The organism is Mesorhizobium waitakense, assembly GCF_056431085.1.
The window spans coordinates 15,337-31,080 of record NZ_JBWKME010000171.1 but is presented as its reverse complement, the minus strand read 5'-3'; the positions used below and the strand labels follow the sequence as shown (position 1 = coordinate 31,080).

General features: G+C 63.1%; 13 protein-coding genes. 7 read left to right on the top strand and 6 right to left on the bottom strand.

Going from position 1 to position 15,744, the window contains the following annotated elements; genetic code table 11:
• The first annotated feature begins 23 nt into the window (after window positions 1–23).
• Window positions 24–1,214 (top strand): hypothetical protein, encoded by a 1,191-nt coding sequence (locus AC07FD_RS31790; RefSeq protein WP_478353059.1) that lies wholly within the window; start codon window positions 24–26, stop codon window positions 1,212–1,214.
• Between the two features lie 115 nt (window positions 1,215–1,329).
• On the opposite strand, the gene aspS is transcribed toward AC07FD_RS31790, so the two are convergent.
• The 3 genes from aspS to AC07FD_RS31775 form a co-directional block, all read right to left on the bottom strand.
• The gene (aspS, locus tag AC07FD_RS31785) at window positions 1,330–3,120 is read right to left on the bottom strand and encodes an aspartate--tRNA ligase (RefSeq protein ID WP_478353102.1); all 1,791 of its coding nucleotides are present in this window, start codon (window positions 3,118–3,120) and stop codon (window positions 1,330–1,332) included.
• Between the two features lie 166 nt (window positions 3,121–3,286).
• Window positions 3,287–4,570 carry a D-tagatose-bisphosphate aldolase, class II, non-catalytic subunit gene (locus AC07FD_RS31780; protein ID WP_478353058.1) on the bottom strand — a complete coding sequence of 428 codons (1,284 nt, stop codon included), beginning with the start codon at window positions 4,568–4,570 and terminating at the stop codon, window positions 3,287–3,289.
• Window positions 4,567–5,553: a tagatose kinase gene (locus AC07FD_RS31775; RefSeq protein WP_478353057.1), complete on the bottom strand. Its 987-nt coding sequence runs from the start codon at window positions 5,551–5,553 to the stop codon at window positions 4,567–4,569. Before AC07FD_RS31775 ends, AC07FD_RS31780 begins: the two co-directional genes overlap by 4 nt.
• 310 nt (window positions 5,554–5,863) lie before the next feature.
• On the opposite strand from AC07FD_RS31775, the gene AC07FD_RS31770 reads away from it, so the two are divergent.
• The 6 genes from AC07FD_RS31770 (at window position 5,864) to rnd (ending at window position 13,035) form a co-directional block, all read left to right on the top strand.
• Window positions 5,864–7,183 carry an ABC transporter substrate-binding protein gene (locus tag AC07FD_RS31770; RefSeq protein ID WP_478353056.1) on the top strand — a complete coding sequence of 440 codons (1,320 nt, stop codon included), beginning with the start codon at window positions 5,864–5,866 and terminating at the stop codon, window positions 7,181–7,183.
• A 225-nt stretch (window positions 7,184–7,408) separates the two neighbouring features.
• On the top strand, window positions 7,409–8,179 hold the full coding sequence (locus AC07FD_RS31765) for an L-iditol 2-dehydrogenase (protein ID WP_477418458.1): 771 nt from the start codon (window positions 7,409–7,411) through the stop codon (window positions 8,177–8,179).
• Between the two features lie 53 nt (window positions 8,180–8,232).
• Window positions 8,233–9,246 (top strand): zinc-dependent alcohol dehydrogenase family protein, encoded by a 1,014-nt coding sequence (locus tag AC07FD_RS31760; RefSeq protein ID WP_478353055.1) that lies wholly within the window; start codon window positions 8,233–8,235, stop codon window positions 9,244–9,246.
• 153 nt (window positions 9,247–9,399) lie between these two features.
• Entirely contained in the window at window positions 9,400–10,407 is a 1,008-nt protein-coding gene (locus AC07FD_RS31755; RefSeq protein ID WP_478353101.1) for a LacI family DNA-binding transcriptional regulator, read from the top strand.
• A gap of 156 nt (window positions 10,408–10,563) precedes the next feature.
• Window positions 10,564–11,808, top strand: a complete 1,245-nt coding sequence (locus AC07FD_RS31750) for an MFS transporter (RefSeq protein WP_478353054.1) — start codon at window positions 10,564–10,566, stop codon at window positions 11,806–11,808.
• A gap of 75 nt (window positions 11,809–11,883) precedes the next feature.
• Complete coding sequence (gene rnd, locus AC07FD_RS31745) at window positions 11,884–13,035, top strand: ribonuclease D (RefSeq protein ID WP_478353053.1); 1,152 nt, start codon at window positions 11,884–11,886, stop codon at window positions 13,033–13,035.
• A 56-nt stretch (window positions 13,036–13,091) separates the two neighbouring features.
• Here the strand turns inward: rnd and AC07FD_RS31740 are convergent, their stop codons facing one another.
• From AC07FD_RS31740 to guaB, 3 genes are read right to left on the bottom strand one after another with little or no spacing between them, the layout of a single operon-like run.
• Entirely contained in the window at window positions 13,092–13,511 is a 420-nt protein-coding gene (locus AC07FD_RS31740; RefSeq protein ID WP_478353052.1) for an MAPEG family protein, read from the bottom strand.
• A gap of 24 nt (window positions 13,512–13,535) precedes the next feature.
• On the bottom strand, window positions 13,536–14,159 hold the full coding sequence (locus tag AC07FD_RS31735) for a hypothetical protein (RefSeq protein WP_478353051.1): 624 nt from the start codon (window positions 14,157–14,159) through the stop codon (window positions 13,536–13,538).
• Window positions 14,110–15,612 (bottom strand): IMP dehydrogenase, encoded by a 1,503-nt coding sequence (guaB, locus tag AC07FD_RS31730; protein WP_477228904.1) that lies wholly within the window; start codon window positions 15,610–15,612, stop codon window positions 14,110–14,112. Before guaB ends, AC07FD_RS31735 begins: the two co-directional genes overlap by 50 nt.
• Window positions 15,613–15,744 lie beyond the last annotated feature (132 nt).

Genomic DNA, 15,744 nt, shown 5'->3' with positions numbered 1-15,744 from the left:
AGGACACTCTCAGGGACCTTGCGATGACAATCAACCGCTCAACTCTCCAGAAGTTCGCCTTTTCGACCTTTTTGCTCACGCTGCCGCTGAACGCGGCCCTCGCCCAGGACGCAGCGGTCGCCGACCGGCTGAAGGCGGCACTTTCCGCCCAGGGCGTCGACATCTCCTGGACCGGCGTGACCGGCGACAACACCAGCATGGTGCTGCAGGGCGTTGCCATCAAGCCGGCGGCGGAAAAGGAAGCGCTCCCCATCGGCGACGTCAAGCTCGAGGGCGTGACCGAGGCAAACGGCGGCTATGATATCGCCACCGTGTCGACATCGGCGTTCGAACACTCAAAGGACGGCGTAACGCTCAACCTCAGCCCCTTCGTCATCCACGACATGACGGTTCCGGCCGACGGCTCCACCGGTCCACTGGGCTCACTGATGATGTACAAGTCGGCCGAACTCTCAAACATGACCGTCAAAGTCGCCGACAAGACCGCCTTCTCGATGGACGGGCTTGCCGTCGAGATCACGCCGCCGGCGGACGGTAAGGCGATGGAATTCACCGCAACCACGGAAAAGTTCAATGCCGACCTGACGCTGGTCGACGACCCCAAGTCCAAGGAAGTCATCGACGCGCTCGGCTACCAGAGCATCGCGGGCAATCTCGAGATGGCCGGCACCTGGCAGCCCACGGACGGCAAGATGGAACTGTCGAAATACGACATTTCCGTCGAGAACGCCGGCACGCTCGGCATGACCTTCGACCTCGGCGGCTACACGATGGACTTCATCAAGTCGCTGCAGGAAATGCAGAAGAAGATGGCGGCACAGCCCGAAGGTGCCGACAATTCGGCGCAAGGCATGGCCATGCTCGGCCTGTTGCAGCAGCTTTCGTTCAACAGCGCCTCGATCCGTTTCGACGACGATTCGCTGACCAACAAGGTGCTGGAATATGTCGGCAAGCAGCAAGGCATGTCGGCCAAGGACATCGCCAACCAGGCCAAGGCGATCGTGCCGTTCGGCATGGCGCAGCTCAACAATCCGGAACTGACGGCGCAGGTGACCGCCGCCGTCGGCAAGTATCTCGACGATCCGAAGAGCCTCGAAATCTCGGCCGAACCGCCGGCATCTGTGCCGTTCGCCCTGATCATGGCGGGCGCCATGTCCAACCCGCTCGAATTGCCGAAGACGCTCGGCGTCGCCGTCAAGGCGAACGAAGACTGATCGAGGCGACCTCAATGCGCGAAAAAGCCCGGCAGCGATGCCGGGCTTTTTTGTGGGATTAGCGAATCGAAAGAATCGGTTCGGGCGGTTCTTTAAAGCATCACCCGAAGCGCGATCAGGCGTCCTTCTTGGGTGCGGCGACGCGCAGCGCCAGTTCGCGAAGCTGCTGCGGGCTTGCTTCCGAAGGCGCGTTCATCAACAAATCGTACGCCTGCTGGTTCATCGGGAACATGGTGATCTCACGCAGGTTCTTCGCGCCGACCAGCAGCATGACAACGCGGTCGACGCCGGCGGCCATGCCGCCATGCGGCGGCGCGCCGTACTGGAAGGCGCGGTAGAGGCCGCCGAAGCGCTCCTCGACCGTGGCGCGATCCAGCCCGACCGTCTCGAACGCCTTGACCATGGTCTCGGGCAAATGGTTGCGGATACCGCCAGAGGCGATTTCGAAGCCATTGCAGACCATGTCGTACTGGAACGCCTTGATGCCGAGCAGATCCTCGCCATTCAGCGCATCAATGCCGCCCTGCGGCATCGAGAAGGGGTTGTGAGCGAAGTCGATCTTCTTCTCTTCCTCGTTCCATTCGAAGAACGGGAAGTCGACGATCCAGCACAGTTCGAAACGCTCGCGGTCGACAAGGTTCAGTTCCTCGCCGGCGCGGGTGCGCGCGGCACCGGCGAAAGACACGAACTTCTTCGGGTCGCCGGCGACAAAGAAAGCGGCGTCGCCGTCGGCAAGGCCGAGCTGTTGGCGGATCGCTTCGGTGCGCTCCTCGCCGATGTTCTTGGCGAGCGGACCGGCGCCTTCGATCTTGTCGCCCTCCTTGCGCCAGAAGATGTAGCCCAGCCCGGGCTGGCCCTCGCCTTGCGCCCAGGAGTTCATGCGGTCGCAGAAGGCACGGCTGCCGCCGGTCTTGGCCGGAATGCCCCACACCTCGGCCTTCGGGTCGTTGGCCAGGATGTTGGCGAACACCTTGAAGCCGGAATCGCGGAAGTGATCGGAGACGGCCTGCATCTCGATCGGGTTGCGCAGGTCAGGCTTGTCGGAACCGTATTTGCGCATGGCGACATCATAGGGGATGCGCTGGAATTTCTGCGTCACCGGCTTGCCGTTGGCGAAGGTCTCGAAGACCCCGCGCATGACCGGTTCCATGGTCGACAGCACGTCGTCCTGCTCGACGAAGCTCATTTCGAGGTCGAGCTGGTAGAACTCGCCCGGCAGCCGGTCGGCGCGCGGGTCCTCGTCGCGGAAGCATGGCGCGATCTGGAAGTAACGGTCGAAGCCCGACACCATGATCAGCTGCTTATACTGTTGCGGCGCCTGCGGCAGCGCATAGAAGGTGCCGGGATGGATGCGCGACGGCACCAGGAAGTCGCGCGCGCCTTCCGGCGACGAAGCGGTCAGGATCGGCGTCGAGAATTCGGTGAAGCCGACCTCGCCCATACGCCTGCGCATTTCGGCGATGATTTTTGTCCGCGCGATGATGTTCCTGTGCAGCGTCTCACGGCGCAGGTCGAGGAAGCGATATTTCAGCCTTATATCCTCGGGATAGTCAGGCTCGCCGAACACCGGCAGCGGCAATTCCTTGGCCGCCGACAGCACCTCGATCTCGCGCGCGAAAATCTCGATCTCGCCGGTCGGCAGGTTGGCGTTCGTGGTCTCGGGCAAGCGCGCCTTGACCTCGCCGTCGACGCGGATGACCCACTCGCCACGCACGGTCTCGGCGACCTTGAAGGCCGGAGAATCCGGATCGGCGACGATCTGGGTCAGGCCATAATTGTCGCGCAGGTCAATGAACAGTAGGCCGCCATGATCGCGCACACGATGCACCCAGCCAGACAAGCGAACGGTCGAGCCGACGTCGCTCTTCCTCAACTGGGCACAGGTATGGCTGCGGTAACGGTGCATTGTCATTGGTAAGGTCCGGGGTGCTGCGTTGCCGGCCGAAGCATCACAGCCCGGCCTCAAAATTTTCGCGAAAAGCGCATGGGAGGCCGGATTTGTCAAGGCAAGCGGCGCCGGGCGCCGCCCGACAGGCGCAGCAAGCCCCTTGGCTAGCGACAGCGCAACGGATTCAGGCGGCGTCCCCACGGCAAGCCGCATCGTAATCGGCCAGCACCTGGCCGATCGCTGCATGAAGAATGGCCTCGGGATTCCCTGCAGGCCCGAGTTCGGCCGGCACCATCGGCAGGAATTGCCGCATCAGCGTTTCGGGAATAGCGACGCCGTTGAGCACCTCGCGCAGGCGGCCAACGGCAACGCCGGCAGTGGGGTTGCTCCAGTAGTAGCGGATGCGGTCACTGTAGCTGTAGTGCCGCTGCAAATAGAGGCTCGCGTCACTGCCGTGATAGTGACTGTGCCAATGGCCCGGTGCTGCGAGCATCACGCGCTCCATCGTGCGGGCAAGCGATCTATTGCCGTAATCCGCGACCATTTCGGACGCGATCAGGTCAAGCCCGTAAAGCGCTTCGCGCAAGGCAAATGTCAGGCCCGGGCCGACCTTGAGGATGGGAAAGCCGTTGCCGACAAGTGCGGTCAGCGCCGCGCCGCTCTGATAGTCGGTGGAATGCGCCTCGTAAACGAGCGACAGTTCCTCATCAAGCAGTCCGGTCAGCGCATTCGACGCCTCCGGCCTGTAGGCGACGACGTTCTGGCTGCCGAATTCAACGCCCGGCTGCACGACCACGGCGATGACGCGGCCAAACGCTTCGGCCAGGCCTTCCCGGGCAAAGATCTCGCGATGCACGTCGATCGTGCGGCGCGCCGCTGCCGCTTCGGTGGGCCTCAGGTCGCTGATCGTGTGATCGACGCCGCCCGGGGCGGGAACCTCGGTGCCGATGATGTAGACCGGCAATGCACCACCACTGGCGTGGGCCGCCTTTTCAGCCGCCCTGGCCAGCCGCACCGCTCGCATGGCGATCGTCTCGTCGTCCAGGGCAGCCGGCTCGCCGGCGCATCCCATCGACGCGTCGAGGTGGATCTTGCTGAAGCCGGCCCAGACATAGGCGATGACCATGGCTTCGGCTTTGCTCATCGCTTGCGCGGCCGGCTCCGCGCGCCACGGGTTCGGTCCAAGATGGTCGCCGCCGAAGATGATGCGTGAGGCCTCCAGACCTTCCCTGCTGGTGATCTCCTGCACGAAGGCGATGAACAGGTCAGGGGTCATCCCGGTGTAGCCGCCGAATTGGTTGACCTGGTTGCAGGTCGCCTCGATCAGCAGCGTGGTTTCCTTGTCCTGGACGGCGCGCCTTATGGCCGTCTGGATCACCAGCGGATGGGCCGAGCAGATCGAGGTGATGCCGTAAGGCGATCCGTTTCTGCGGGCGGCGGCGAGGCCTGCAAGGGGGTTGGCCATCATGTCGCCCTCTGTGTCCCGGCGATGAAACCGTCAAGCACATCGAAGCCGGTGACCCCCTCCATGGGTCCGCGTCGCGTGACGTTGCGGGCGCCGGCGGCATTGGCATAGAACAGCGCCTTGCCGGGCTCCATCCCCTGTCGCCGGCAAGTCAGGTAGGTTGCGCCGAAACAGTCGCCAGCTCCGGTCGGGTCCACTTCCTCCACCAGGAAGCCGGCGCAGTCGATCCTGCTGCCATCGGCGGCGAACCGGGACGACCCGGCCGCCCCTCGCTTCAGCACGATTTCGCCGACGCCCCTGGCGATCAACGCCTTCACCGCCTGGCATTCATCGTCGACCCCTGCCGCGGTGAGCAACTCTTCGCCGGAGGGAAGCAGCAGATCGGCATCGTCGACCAGGGCTGAAAATTGCCTGCCGTCGGCGCCGTCGATCAGCTCCTTGCGCACATTCGGATCGAAGGAGGTCGAGCCGCCGCGGGCGCGCACCGCCTTCGTGGCATAGCCAACGATGTCCCTCAGCCCGGCTACGGACAAAGTGGATCCCATGACATGCAGGTGGCCGGCCCTGTCCGCCAGTTGACTCGCCTCTGGCGTGAGGCGGATTTGGCCGGCGGCGGATTCGGCGATGTTGTAGACGAAGTCGCGACCGCCGTCGGGCCTGTAGCGAACGAAGGCGCTTCCCGTCGGGTAGCGGTCGCTGACCGCGACGGCGGACACGTCGACACCGTCGCGCTGGAGCCTTTCCAAATTGATCGTGCCAAAATCGTCGCGGCCGACGCAGCCGACGAGCCCGGCGCCACCGCCCAGCCTTGCGACCTGATCGATGAAGATGGCAGGAGCACCGCTCGGGTAAGGGCCGACCAGCGTCAGCGGTTCGAGGAACCCCAGACCCCGGTCCGTCGCCATGATCTCAACCAAGATTTCGCCGGCGGCAATCGTCGGACCCACGGATTCGGACGCGATCTCCCTTCGGCGGGAAAGGCTCATTCCTGTAATTCCTTCTCTCCCCAGCCGGAGCGGACGCGGATCGCGTCGGCGTGCGGATTGCACGAACGCTCCTGACTGTAGCCGAGGTAATTCGCATCGAGAGCGAAGTCAACACAAACTGCACGTACGTTCACTTTATTTGCTACGCACGCGCCTTTCCTGATGAGCCAAACGGCAGGATGCGATGCGTCGGGCTCGGTCCAGTCGGCAAATATCAGGTTCTATGCAGCTTGACTTGAGTGTTCTCAAGCGCAATAAAATATACACGCATGTTCACTTACACATGCGCATTCGTAAAGGAGGAGACGAAATGCCAATTGGTAAGCGTATTGGAATTCTCGCCGCGTCGGTCGCCGCTTCCGCACTGATGGCGACTGCCGCGCTGGCCGCGGAAATCACGGTCGCGACGGTCAACAATGGCGACATGATCATCATGCAAAAGCTGTCGCCGGAATGGGAGAAGGCGACGGGAAACAAGGTCAACTGGGTGGTGCTGGAGGAGAACGTCCTGCGCGAACGGGTCACCACCGACATCGCCACCAAGGGTGGCCAGTTCGACGTGTTGACGATCGGCGGCTATGAAACGCCGATCTGGGGCAAGAGCGGCTGGCTGACATCGCTCAACGATCTTGGCGACGATTATGACTATGACGATCTCATCGCGCCGGTGCGCAGCGGCCTGACGGTCGACGGCAAGCTGTATGCCGTGCCCTTCTACGCCGAAAGCTCATTCACGCTCTACCGCAAGGATCTGTTCGACGCCGCCGGCCTGAAGATGCCGGAGCAGCCCACCTATGACCAGATCACCGAATTCGCCGACAAACTCACCGACAAATCGAAGGAGCAATACGGCCTGTGCCTGCGCGGCAAGCCGGGCTGGGGCGAAAACATGGCCTTTGTCGGCACGCTGGTGAACACGTTCGGCGGCCGCTGGTTCGACATGGACTGGAAGCCGCAGATCAATTCGGATGCGTGGAAGAAGGCGATCGGCTGGTATGTCGACACGATGAAGAAGGATGGACCTCCGGGAATAAGCTCCAACGGTTTCAACGAGAACCAGACCTTGTTCGCCTCCGGCCACTGCGCCATGTGGATCGACGCCACGTCGGCGGCAGGGCGTGTCTATGATCCGAAGCAGAGCAAGGTTGCCGACAAGGTCGCCTTCGCCAAGGCGCCGGTAGCGGTCACTCCCAACGGTTCGGCCTGGGGCTGGGCATGGAGTCTCGCCATCCCGGCGACCTCGACCAAAGCGGACGCCGCGAAGTCGTTCGTGAAATGGGCGACCTCGAAAGCCTACGTCCAGCGCGTCGGCGAGACCGAAGGCTGGGTCGCGGCACCTCCGGGAACGCGCAAATCCACCTATGCCAGCCCCGACTACCAGAAGGCGGCGCCTTTTGCCGCGACAGTGCTTTCGGCGATCGAATCCGCCGATCCGACCAAGCAGACCAAGGATCCGGTTCCCTATACCGGCATCCAGTTCGTCGCCATCCCCGAATTCCAGGGCATCGGAACCGAGGTCGGCCAGGCGGTCGCCGCCGCGGTAACCGGCCAGCAGTCGGTCGACGACGTGCTCAACGGCGCCCAGGCGACGGTGGAACGGACGATGACGGAGGCCGGCTACATCAAATAGCTGCGTTCAAGCCAGGGATGGTGCGTGTGCGGTCCCTGGCAATCCGGGCCTGAAAAGACCTCCCGTTGCAGCAGGCCTGGAGGATGCACGGATCCGCCGCAGCGGGTCCGTGCATTTTCTCGGGAAGTCAGCGTCCGATGGGCCACGTCTCTCCATGACGTCGCGCCGGTCGCCGACTGGCCGCTCTGATGCCGTTTCAAAAAATTCACGGAATTGGAATTGAACATGAAACTGAACAACAAGATTGCCCTCATAACAGGCGGTGCGCGCGGCATTGGCCTGGGTTTCGCGCAAGCCTATGTGCGCGAAGGCGCCAAGGTGGTGATTGCCGATATCGACATCGAGCGGGCCACGCGGGCAGCCGCCGCGATCGGTGCGGCGGCCAGAGCCATCCAGCTTGACGTCACCGACCTCGGTGCGATCGACAGGGTCGTGGCGGAGGTCGACCGCGATTTCGGCGGCATCGATATCCTCGTCAACAATGCAGCCATCTTCGACATGGCGCCGATAACCGACATCACCGAAGCGAGCTATGACAGGGTGTTCGCCATCAATCTCAAGGCGCCGCTGTTCATGATGAAGGCCGTGGCCAATGTGATGATCGCGCGCGGCCGCGGCGGCAAGATCATCAACATGGCGAGCCAGGCCGGTCGCCGCGGCGAGGCGCTGGTGACGCTTTACTGCGCCTCCAAGGCAGCCATCATTTCGGCCACGCAGTCCGCCGCGCTGGCGCTGGTCAAACACGGCATCAACGTCAACGCGATCGCGCCCGGCGTCGTCGACGGCGAGCATTGGGATGTTGTCGATGCGCACTTCGCCCGCTGGGAAGGCCTGAAGCCGGGCGAGAAGAAGGCGGCCGTGGCCAGATCGGTTCCGATCGGCCGCTTCGCGCAGCCCGAGGATATTGCGGGGCTCGCCGTGTTCCTGGCATCGCCCGACAGCGACTATATCCTGGCGCAGACCTACAATGTCGACGGCGGCAACTGGATGAGTTGACGCGCCCGAGCCGCGCCATCCGGGACAAGGTCGTCCAAGCAGGAGAGACTGAAATGAAGGCCATCCGATTTACCGCGGCGGGCGTAGCCGGCATGGCAGATATTGACCTGCCAAAGGTCAAACCGGGGCATGCCCTGGTACGGGTCCGTGCGGCCGGGCTTTGCCACACCGACATCGAGGTGCTGCATGGCCGATACGGCGAAGGCGCGTTTCCGCTGGTCCCCGGCCACGAATATGCGGGCACCGTCGAGGCGGTCGCCAGCGATGTCACCACCGTCAAGCCGGGCGACCGGGTCGCTGTCGATCCCAACATCCCGTGCGGGCATTGCCCCGCCTGCAGGAAGGGGCTGACCAATCTGTGCGGCAGCCTGAAGGCCTACGGCGTGACCGAGAACGGTGGCTTCGCCGAGTTCAGCATGGTTGCCGTCGACCATCTGCATGGGATCGGCGATCTCGGTTTCGCCACGGCAGCACTCGCCGAGCCGCTCGCCTGTGTCCTCAATGGTCTCGGCGCCGCCGGCCTCGCGACCGGCAACAGCACGCCCGGCACCGCGCTGGTCTTCGGCGCCGGGCCGATCGGCCTGCTGCTTGCCCTCTCGCTCCGGGCCAAGGGCGTCAGCAGCGTGGCGGTCGCCGATATCAGCGAACAGCGCCTCGCCTTCGCCGAGGCGCTCGGTCTGGAGCCACTGGTGTCCGGATCGCAGGCGCTGTCGGCGCGGGCGCGGGGCTTCGATTTCGTCGCCGACGCCACCGGCGTCGCCAAGGTGGTCGATGGCATGATCGGTTTCACCGCCGATGGCGGCACGGCGCTCATTTTCGGTGTCTGCGCACCCGATGCCAGGATCTCGGTCGCCCCGTTCGAGATTTTCCGCCGGCAGATCAGATTGGCGGGGTCGCACTCATTGAACCGCAACATCCCGCAGGCGCTCGACATTCTCAGCCAAGACGACGGCACGATGGCGCGGCTTGTCAGCCATCGGCTGCCGCTTTCCGAACTGCTGCCGTTCTTCGCTAAAGCCGGCGGCGACCCAACGACGATGAAAGTACAGTTTTCCTCGGAGCCGTAATTTCAAATAGGACAGCCGCGCCCATGGACCACAGGTGGTCTCCTGCGCTCGGAAAGAACATCCCACCTCCTTTCCGCGAAGAGGTGACTCAAGTAGACAGTGGCGACGGCAGTTCGAGCAGGGAGCCCGTGAATGGCAAAGACAATCAGGACGATGGAGGACTTCTCGGCCTTCGTCGGCTTGTCCCGCACGACGGTTTCCAAATATTTCAACGACCCCAGCTCGGTACGGAAAAACACTCGAAACGTGATCGAGGCCGCGCAAAGGAAGTCCGGCTTTCGGCCGAGCATGTTCGCCGTCAATCTCAATCGCCGCCGCAGCAACATTCTCGGCGTCATCATTCCGAATTCGACTGATCCGTTCTACATGGCGCTGACGCGCCGTATTGAAACGATTGCCAATGAAGCCGGTTTCCTGGCTTTTGTGCTGTCTTCCGACGGACGCGCCGAAATGGAAGACCAGGCGATCCAGACATTCAAGTCGATGAACATTGCCGGCGCCATCATAGCGCCGCTCGGCGTGCAGTCCCATCACCGGACCCTGGCCGAACTCGGATCGAGCATCCCGCTGATCTACGTCGACTCGCCACTAGACGAGACCTCGTCGTTCGTCGGCACCGACAACAGGCAGAGCTTCAGGCTCATCGTCGACTACCTCTGCAGGTCAGGCGAGCCGCCATGTTATTTTGCCATGCCGCTGGTCAACAACAACGCCCAGGCCAGACAGGACGCCTATGTCGAGGCCATGAAGCAGTTCAAGATGACGCCTGAAATCGTGCCCGTCGTCGACGTGCGGTCATGGGATTTCGAGAAATTCGGCTTTGATGAAGCGCTTCGTATCCTGAAGGAGCGGGGGTTTCCGACCAGGACCGTGCTTTGCGCCAACGACCGTGTTGCCTTCGGCGTGATCGCGGCCGCGTATCAGCTGGGCCTGAAAGTAGGCCACGGGGCCGACTGCGACATGCGGGTCGCGGGACACGACGATCATCCCCTGTCGCGCTACGCCTGCCCGCCGATCACGACAGTTGCGCAGAACTACAACGAGATCGGCCGCCTGGCCATCGAACTTCTGCTGGAAAGGCTGGATGAGAAATCCTCGACCAAACCAGACGGCGGACGCATCCTGCTCAACGCGGAACTGATGCTGCGAAGTTCGGCTTGAGCCGACACAGGCGGGCTGAACGCCACACCAAGAGCCGGCGATCTCCTTTCTTTCGCAGCGCGGTTATCCGAGCGGCCGAGTTCCGTTGGAATTGCCGCTGGCGTTGGCGGAAGCGATGGTTCAAGAAGGATCAACGACAAGCGGTTGTTTTCCTTCATGTCCTCCATCCGCCCGCTGATCCCGCTCCTGCTCGCCGCCGGCATCCTGCTTGGCGGCAATGGGCTGCAGAGCACGCTGATCGCGCTGCGCGGCGCGCAGGAAGGGTTTACCGCCTCCGACATCGGTCTGATGGGCACCTTCTATTTCGCCGGCTTCCTGCTCGGCTGCCTGGCCATCACCCGCATCATGAAGGCGGTCGGCCATATCAGGGCCTTTTCGGCGCTGGCGGCAATCGCCTCGGTCGGCACCCTGTTGTTGGTGCTGGTTCTCGATCCGGTGATGTGGTGCGCGGTGCGTTTTGCCGGCGGCTTCTGCTTTGCCGGGCTGTTCACTATCGTCGAAAGCTGGCTGAATTCCGGCGTCAGCAATCGCGACCGGGCCCGCGTGCTGGCGATCTACAGGATGGTCGACACCGGTTCGGTGACCGGCGCCCAGTTCCTGATCCCTATCTTCGGTGCCGGCGGCTTCACCATCTTCGCCATCATGTCGATCATGATCACGCTCTCGCTGGTTCCGGTCTCGCTCGGCGATCGCTCGAACCCGACGCCGCCCGAGGACGTCAAGCTCGACCTGGCGCGCGTCTGGCGGATTTCGCCGCTGGGCTGCTTCGGCTGCATGGCCGTCGGTGTCACCAACAGCGCCTTTCGCACACTGTCCCCGGTCTATGCCGAACAGATCGGCATGTCGGTTGCCGATGTCGTCACCTTCGTCAGCGTTGGCATCTTCGGCGGCGCCATCATCCAGTATCCGCTCGGCTACCTCTCCGACCGCTGGGACCGACGCCGGGTGCTGTTGATGACGACCTGCTGCGCGATGGTTTCAGCATTGGCGCTGGTGTTCATCGCCGGCAGCAATCCGCTGCTCAACTTCGTCATCATCTTTATCTTCGGCTGTTTCGCCATGCCGCTCTATTCGCTGTCGGCGGCGCATTCCAACGACCGCGCCGACACCGGCGAGTTCGTGCTGATCAACGCAGCCTTGATGTTGTTCTATTCCTTTGGTGCCATTGGCGGGCCGTTCGCCGCCTCGACGGCGATGCAGTATTTCGGACCGAGCGCGCTGTTCATGTTCAGCGCCGTCGTCTATGCGATCTTCATCGCCGTCATCCTCTACCGGATGCAGGCCCGGTCCAGCGTGCCAGCAGGCAAGCGCAGCCGCATCACCGCGCTCCTGCGCACATCGACGATTTTCGCACGGCTGGCCAAAAGAAACGGCGATTCCGATGGGCCGGGAACCTCATGACGATGGCGCCACAGCTTGACGAAAGCGCTTCCGGCTGAAATCTAGGAAGACCTTACTCCTGTCAAAAGCGATTTGATGCACGTCATCACCACCCAGAAAGAACTCGAGACCGTTCTCGCCGCTTTCGAAAAGTCGGATTTCGTCACCGTCGATACCGAATTCATTCGAGAGACGACCTTTTGGCCGATCCTGTGCCTGATCCAGATGGCCGCACCCGGCGTGACGGCGCTGATCGATCCGCTGTCGCCCGACATCAACCTGGCGCCATTCTTCAAGCTGATGGCCAACGAGGCGGTGGTCAAAGTCTTCCACGCCGCAAGGCAGGACATCGAAATCATCGTCCATCTCGGCGATCTCGTTCCGCATCCGGTGTTCGACACACAAGTGGCGGCGATGGTCTGCGGCTTCGGCGACAGCGTTTCCTACGATCAGCTCGTGCAACGGATCACCGGCGCGCGGCTCGACAAGTCATCGCGCTTCACCGACTGGCGCCACCGGCCGCTTTCCGACAAGCAGCTCGACTATGCGCTGGCCGACGTCACCCATCTGATCGAGGTCTACCAGCACCTCAGCGCCGAGCTGGTGCGGGAAAACCGCGCTCACTGGCTGAACGAGGAGATGGATGTCCTGACCTCGCGCGAGACCTACGATCCGCATCCCGAGGACGCCTGGAAGCGGCTGAAGATGCGGCTGCGCAAACCGCAGGAGCTGGCGATCGTGCAGGCCGTGGCCGCATGGCGCGAACGCGAGGCGCGCGAACGCGACGTACCGCGCGGCCGCGTGCTCAAGGACGACGCGATCTACGAGGTCGCGCAGCAGGCGCCGCGCGACGCGGCGGCCCTTGGCAAGCTGCGCACGACGCCGAAAGGCTGGGAGCGCTCCTCGACGGCGACGGCCCTGCTTAGCGCTGTCAACGCCGCGCTTGCCTTGCCCAAGGAGCAGATGCCGAAGTTGCCGAAGAACTTCCAGCCGCCCGAAGGCTCGAGCGCGGCGTCGGAACTGTTGAAAGTGCTGCTCAGGATCGTCGCCGAAAAGGAAGGCGTCGCCTCGAAAGTGCTGGCCTCCAGCGATGACATCGACCGCATCGCGGCCGAGGGCGAGGAGGCCGACGTGCCCGCCCTGCAAGGCTGGCGGCGCGCGGTGTTCGGCGAGGCCGCGCTGAAGCTGGTGCGCGGCGAGATCGGCTTCAAGTTCGACAAGCGCAAGATCGCGGTTTTCGACCTCTAGGCGCTTTACCCGCTTCGCTTTGCGGCGACCCTCCCTCACAGGGGGTAAGCATATGCTTACACGGCTCCGAGCAGATGCAGTGCAAACCAGATCCAGGCGAGCGCCATCACGGTAGCACCTAGGAAGAAAGAGCGGCTGCGCAGCCGCAGATTGTTGCTGGTCAGGTGGACCCAGGCGTGGAAATAGCGCGACGCGACAAAAATCCACATCAGCGCCAGGGTCAGGAAGTTGACGCCGTTGGTCACGTGCAGCGTCAGGCACAGCACGTAGAACAGCACCGGCAATTCGAACTGGTTGATGAGATTGCTGGCAACGGTGATGCTGGAGGCCGGCTCGGTCGAGCGTAGCTTGTACTGACCGGCCTTGGCTTCACCTGACCTGACCGCCCCGTATCTGCGGTGACCCAGGACGATATAGACGATGTAGATCAGCAGCACCTGCGCCAGCAACGGCCAGAAGATCGTGGTCTGGTTCATGAACTGCCCTGCCCCGTTTTGGCGTCAAGCCTGGTGTTTCTGGCCCGCCAGCCAGAAAGCGGCGATGACGGTCAGCGGGACGGCGAGAAGCGCGAATTTGGTGACGATCAGCGCTGACGCGAGAGACAACGAATCCGGATTGGCCGACAGGAAATCGGACAGCAGGCTCGCCACCGCGATGTTCTGGGCATAATCGGCCAGCGTGTAGGGCAGCACGAGAATCAGCGCGAAGATCGACTGCAACTGACCCGGCAACACGCGGAAATTCTTCAATCGCCGGCCGGTGGCCAGGATCAGGCTGACCAGTGTCACCGACAACAGCGCCGGGAACAGCAAATCGAAGGTCAGATAGTGCCAGACGAGAATGATCTCGCCGCCGCGCCGGCCGAGCGCCGTCAGCCAGGCCATGCCTTCGTCCGGCGTGAAGCCGAGAAAGCGCATATCAAGTGACGCCAGGCCGCCGCTCAACTGGCGGAAATAGAAGAATTCCAGCACCGTCATGACGATGAAAACCGCCGCCGACAGGAAACAGAGCGCGGCCGCGTGGCGCGACAGCCGCAGGATCGTTGCGGTCAGGTTGCGCCAGAGCCCGTACGGATCAGGCTCCGCCGGGATAATTCGGGCTTTCGCGGGTAATCGTGACGTCATGGGCGTGGCTTTCACGAAGTCCGGCGTTGGATATGCGTACAAAAGTGGCGCGTTCGCGGAAATCGGCAAGATCGCGACCGCCGACATAACCCATAGCGGCTTTCAGCCCGCCTGCAAGCTGGTGCAGCACGCCAGACACAGGTCCTTTATAGGGAACTTGCCCCTCGATGCCTTCCGGGACCAGTTTCAGCGTGTCGCGCACCTCGGCCTGGAAGTACCGATCGGCCGAGCCGCGCGCCATGGCGCCGACCGAGCCCATGCCGCGATAGGCCTTGAAGGAGCGGCCCTGATGCAGATAGACCTCGCCCGGGCTTTCATCGGTGCCGGCCAGCAGCGAGCCGATCATGGCTGCACTGGCGCCGGCGGCGAGCGCCTTGGCCAGATCGCCGGAATATTTGATGCCGCCGTCAGCGATCACCGAGACGCCTGATTTGTGCGCCGTCTCGACCGCCGACATGATGGCCGAAAGCTGCGGCACACCGACGCCGGCAACGATGCGGGTGGTGCAGATCGAGCCCGGGCCGATGCCGACCTTGACGGCATCCGCGCCGGCGTCGATCAGCGCCTGCGTGCCTTCGGCGGTGGCGACGTTGCCGGCCAGGATACGAACCGAGTTGGAAAGCTTCTTGGCGCGCGCCACCGCGTCCAGCACGCGCTGCGAATGGCCGTGCGCGGTGTCGATGACCAGAAGGTCGACGCCGGCATCGATGAGACGTTCGGCGCGCTCGAAACCGTCATCGCCGACGCTGGTGGCGGCGGCGGCGCGCAAGCGGCCCTGCGCATCCTTGGTGGCGTGCGGGTTGAGCTGCGACTTCTCGATGTCCTTGACGGTGATCAGCCCGACGCAATTGCCTCGGCTGTCGACGACGACCAGTTTTTCGATGCGGTGCTGATGCAGGAGGCGCTTGGCCTCGTCCTGGTCGACATTCTCCTTGACCGTGATCAGGTTCTCACGCGTCATCAGTTCGTAGACCTTCTGCGCCGGATCGGACGCGAAGCGCACGTCGCGGTTGGTCAGGATGCCGACCAGCCGACCGATCTTCTGGCCGCCGGTGCCGCCATTCTCGACCACCGGAATGCCCGAAATCGAATAGGTCCGCATCAGCGAAAGCGCGTCGGCAAGGGTGGCGTCGGGGCCGATGGTGACGGGATTGATCACCATGCCGGATTCGAACTTCTTGACCTGCCGCACCTGCTCCGCCTGCTCGGCCGGCGAGAAATTGCGGTGGATGACGCCAATGCCACCGGCCTGGGCCATGGCGATGGCAAGCCGCGCTTCGGTGACGGTGTCCATCGCCGCCGACAGGATCGGCACATTGAGGTCGATGTCGCCGGCAATGCGCGTGCGGACATCGGTCTCGCCAGGCATGACCTCGGAATGGCCGGGCTGCAGCAGCACGTCGTCAAAAGTAAGCGCCAGTGCGCCGGTGGACGTTTCGATGATTTTTGCCATGGCCAGTCCTCGGAATACAGAAAAAGCGCTTGACCAGAATGGACAGCGCCGACTCGTCTTCTTCCCTTTCAGGATTGGCGCTGGCTCGTAACACGTCCCGCCGCCGATGAAAAGCCGATGATTTCACGCTCC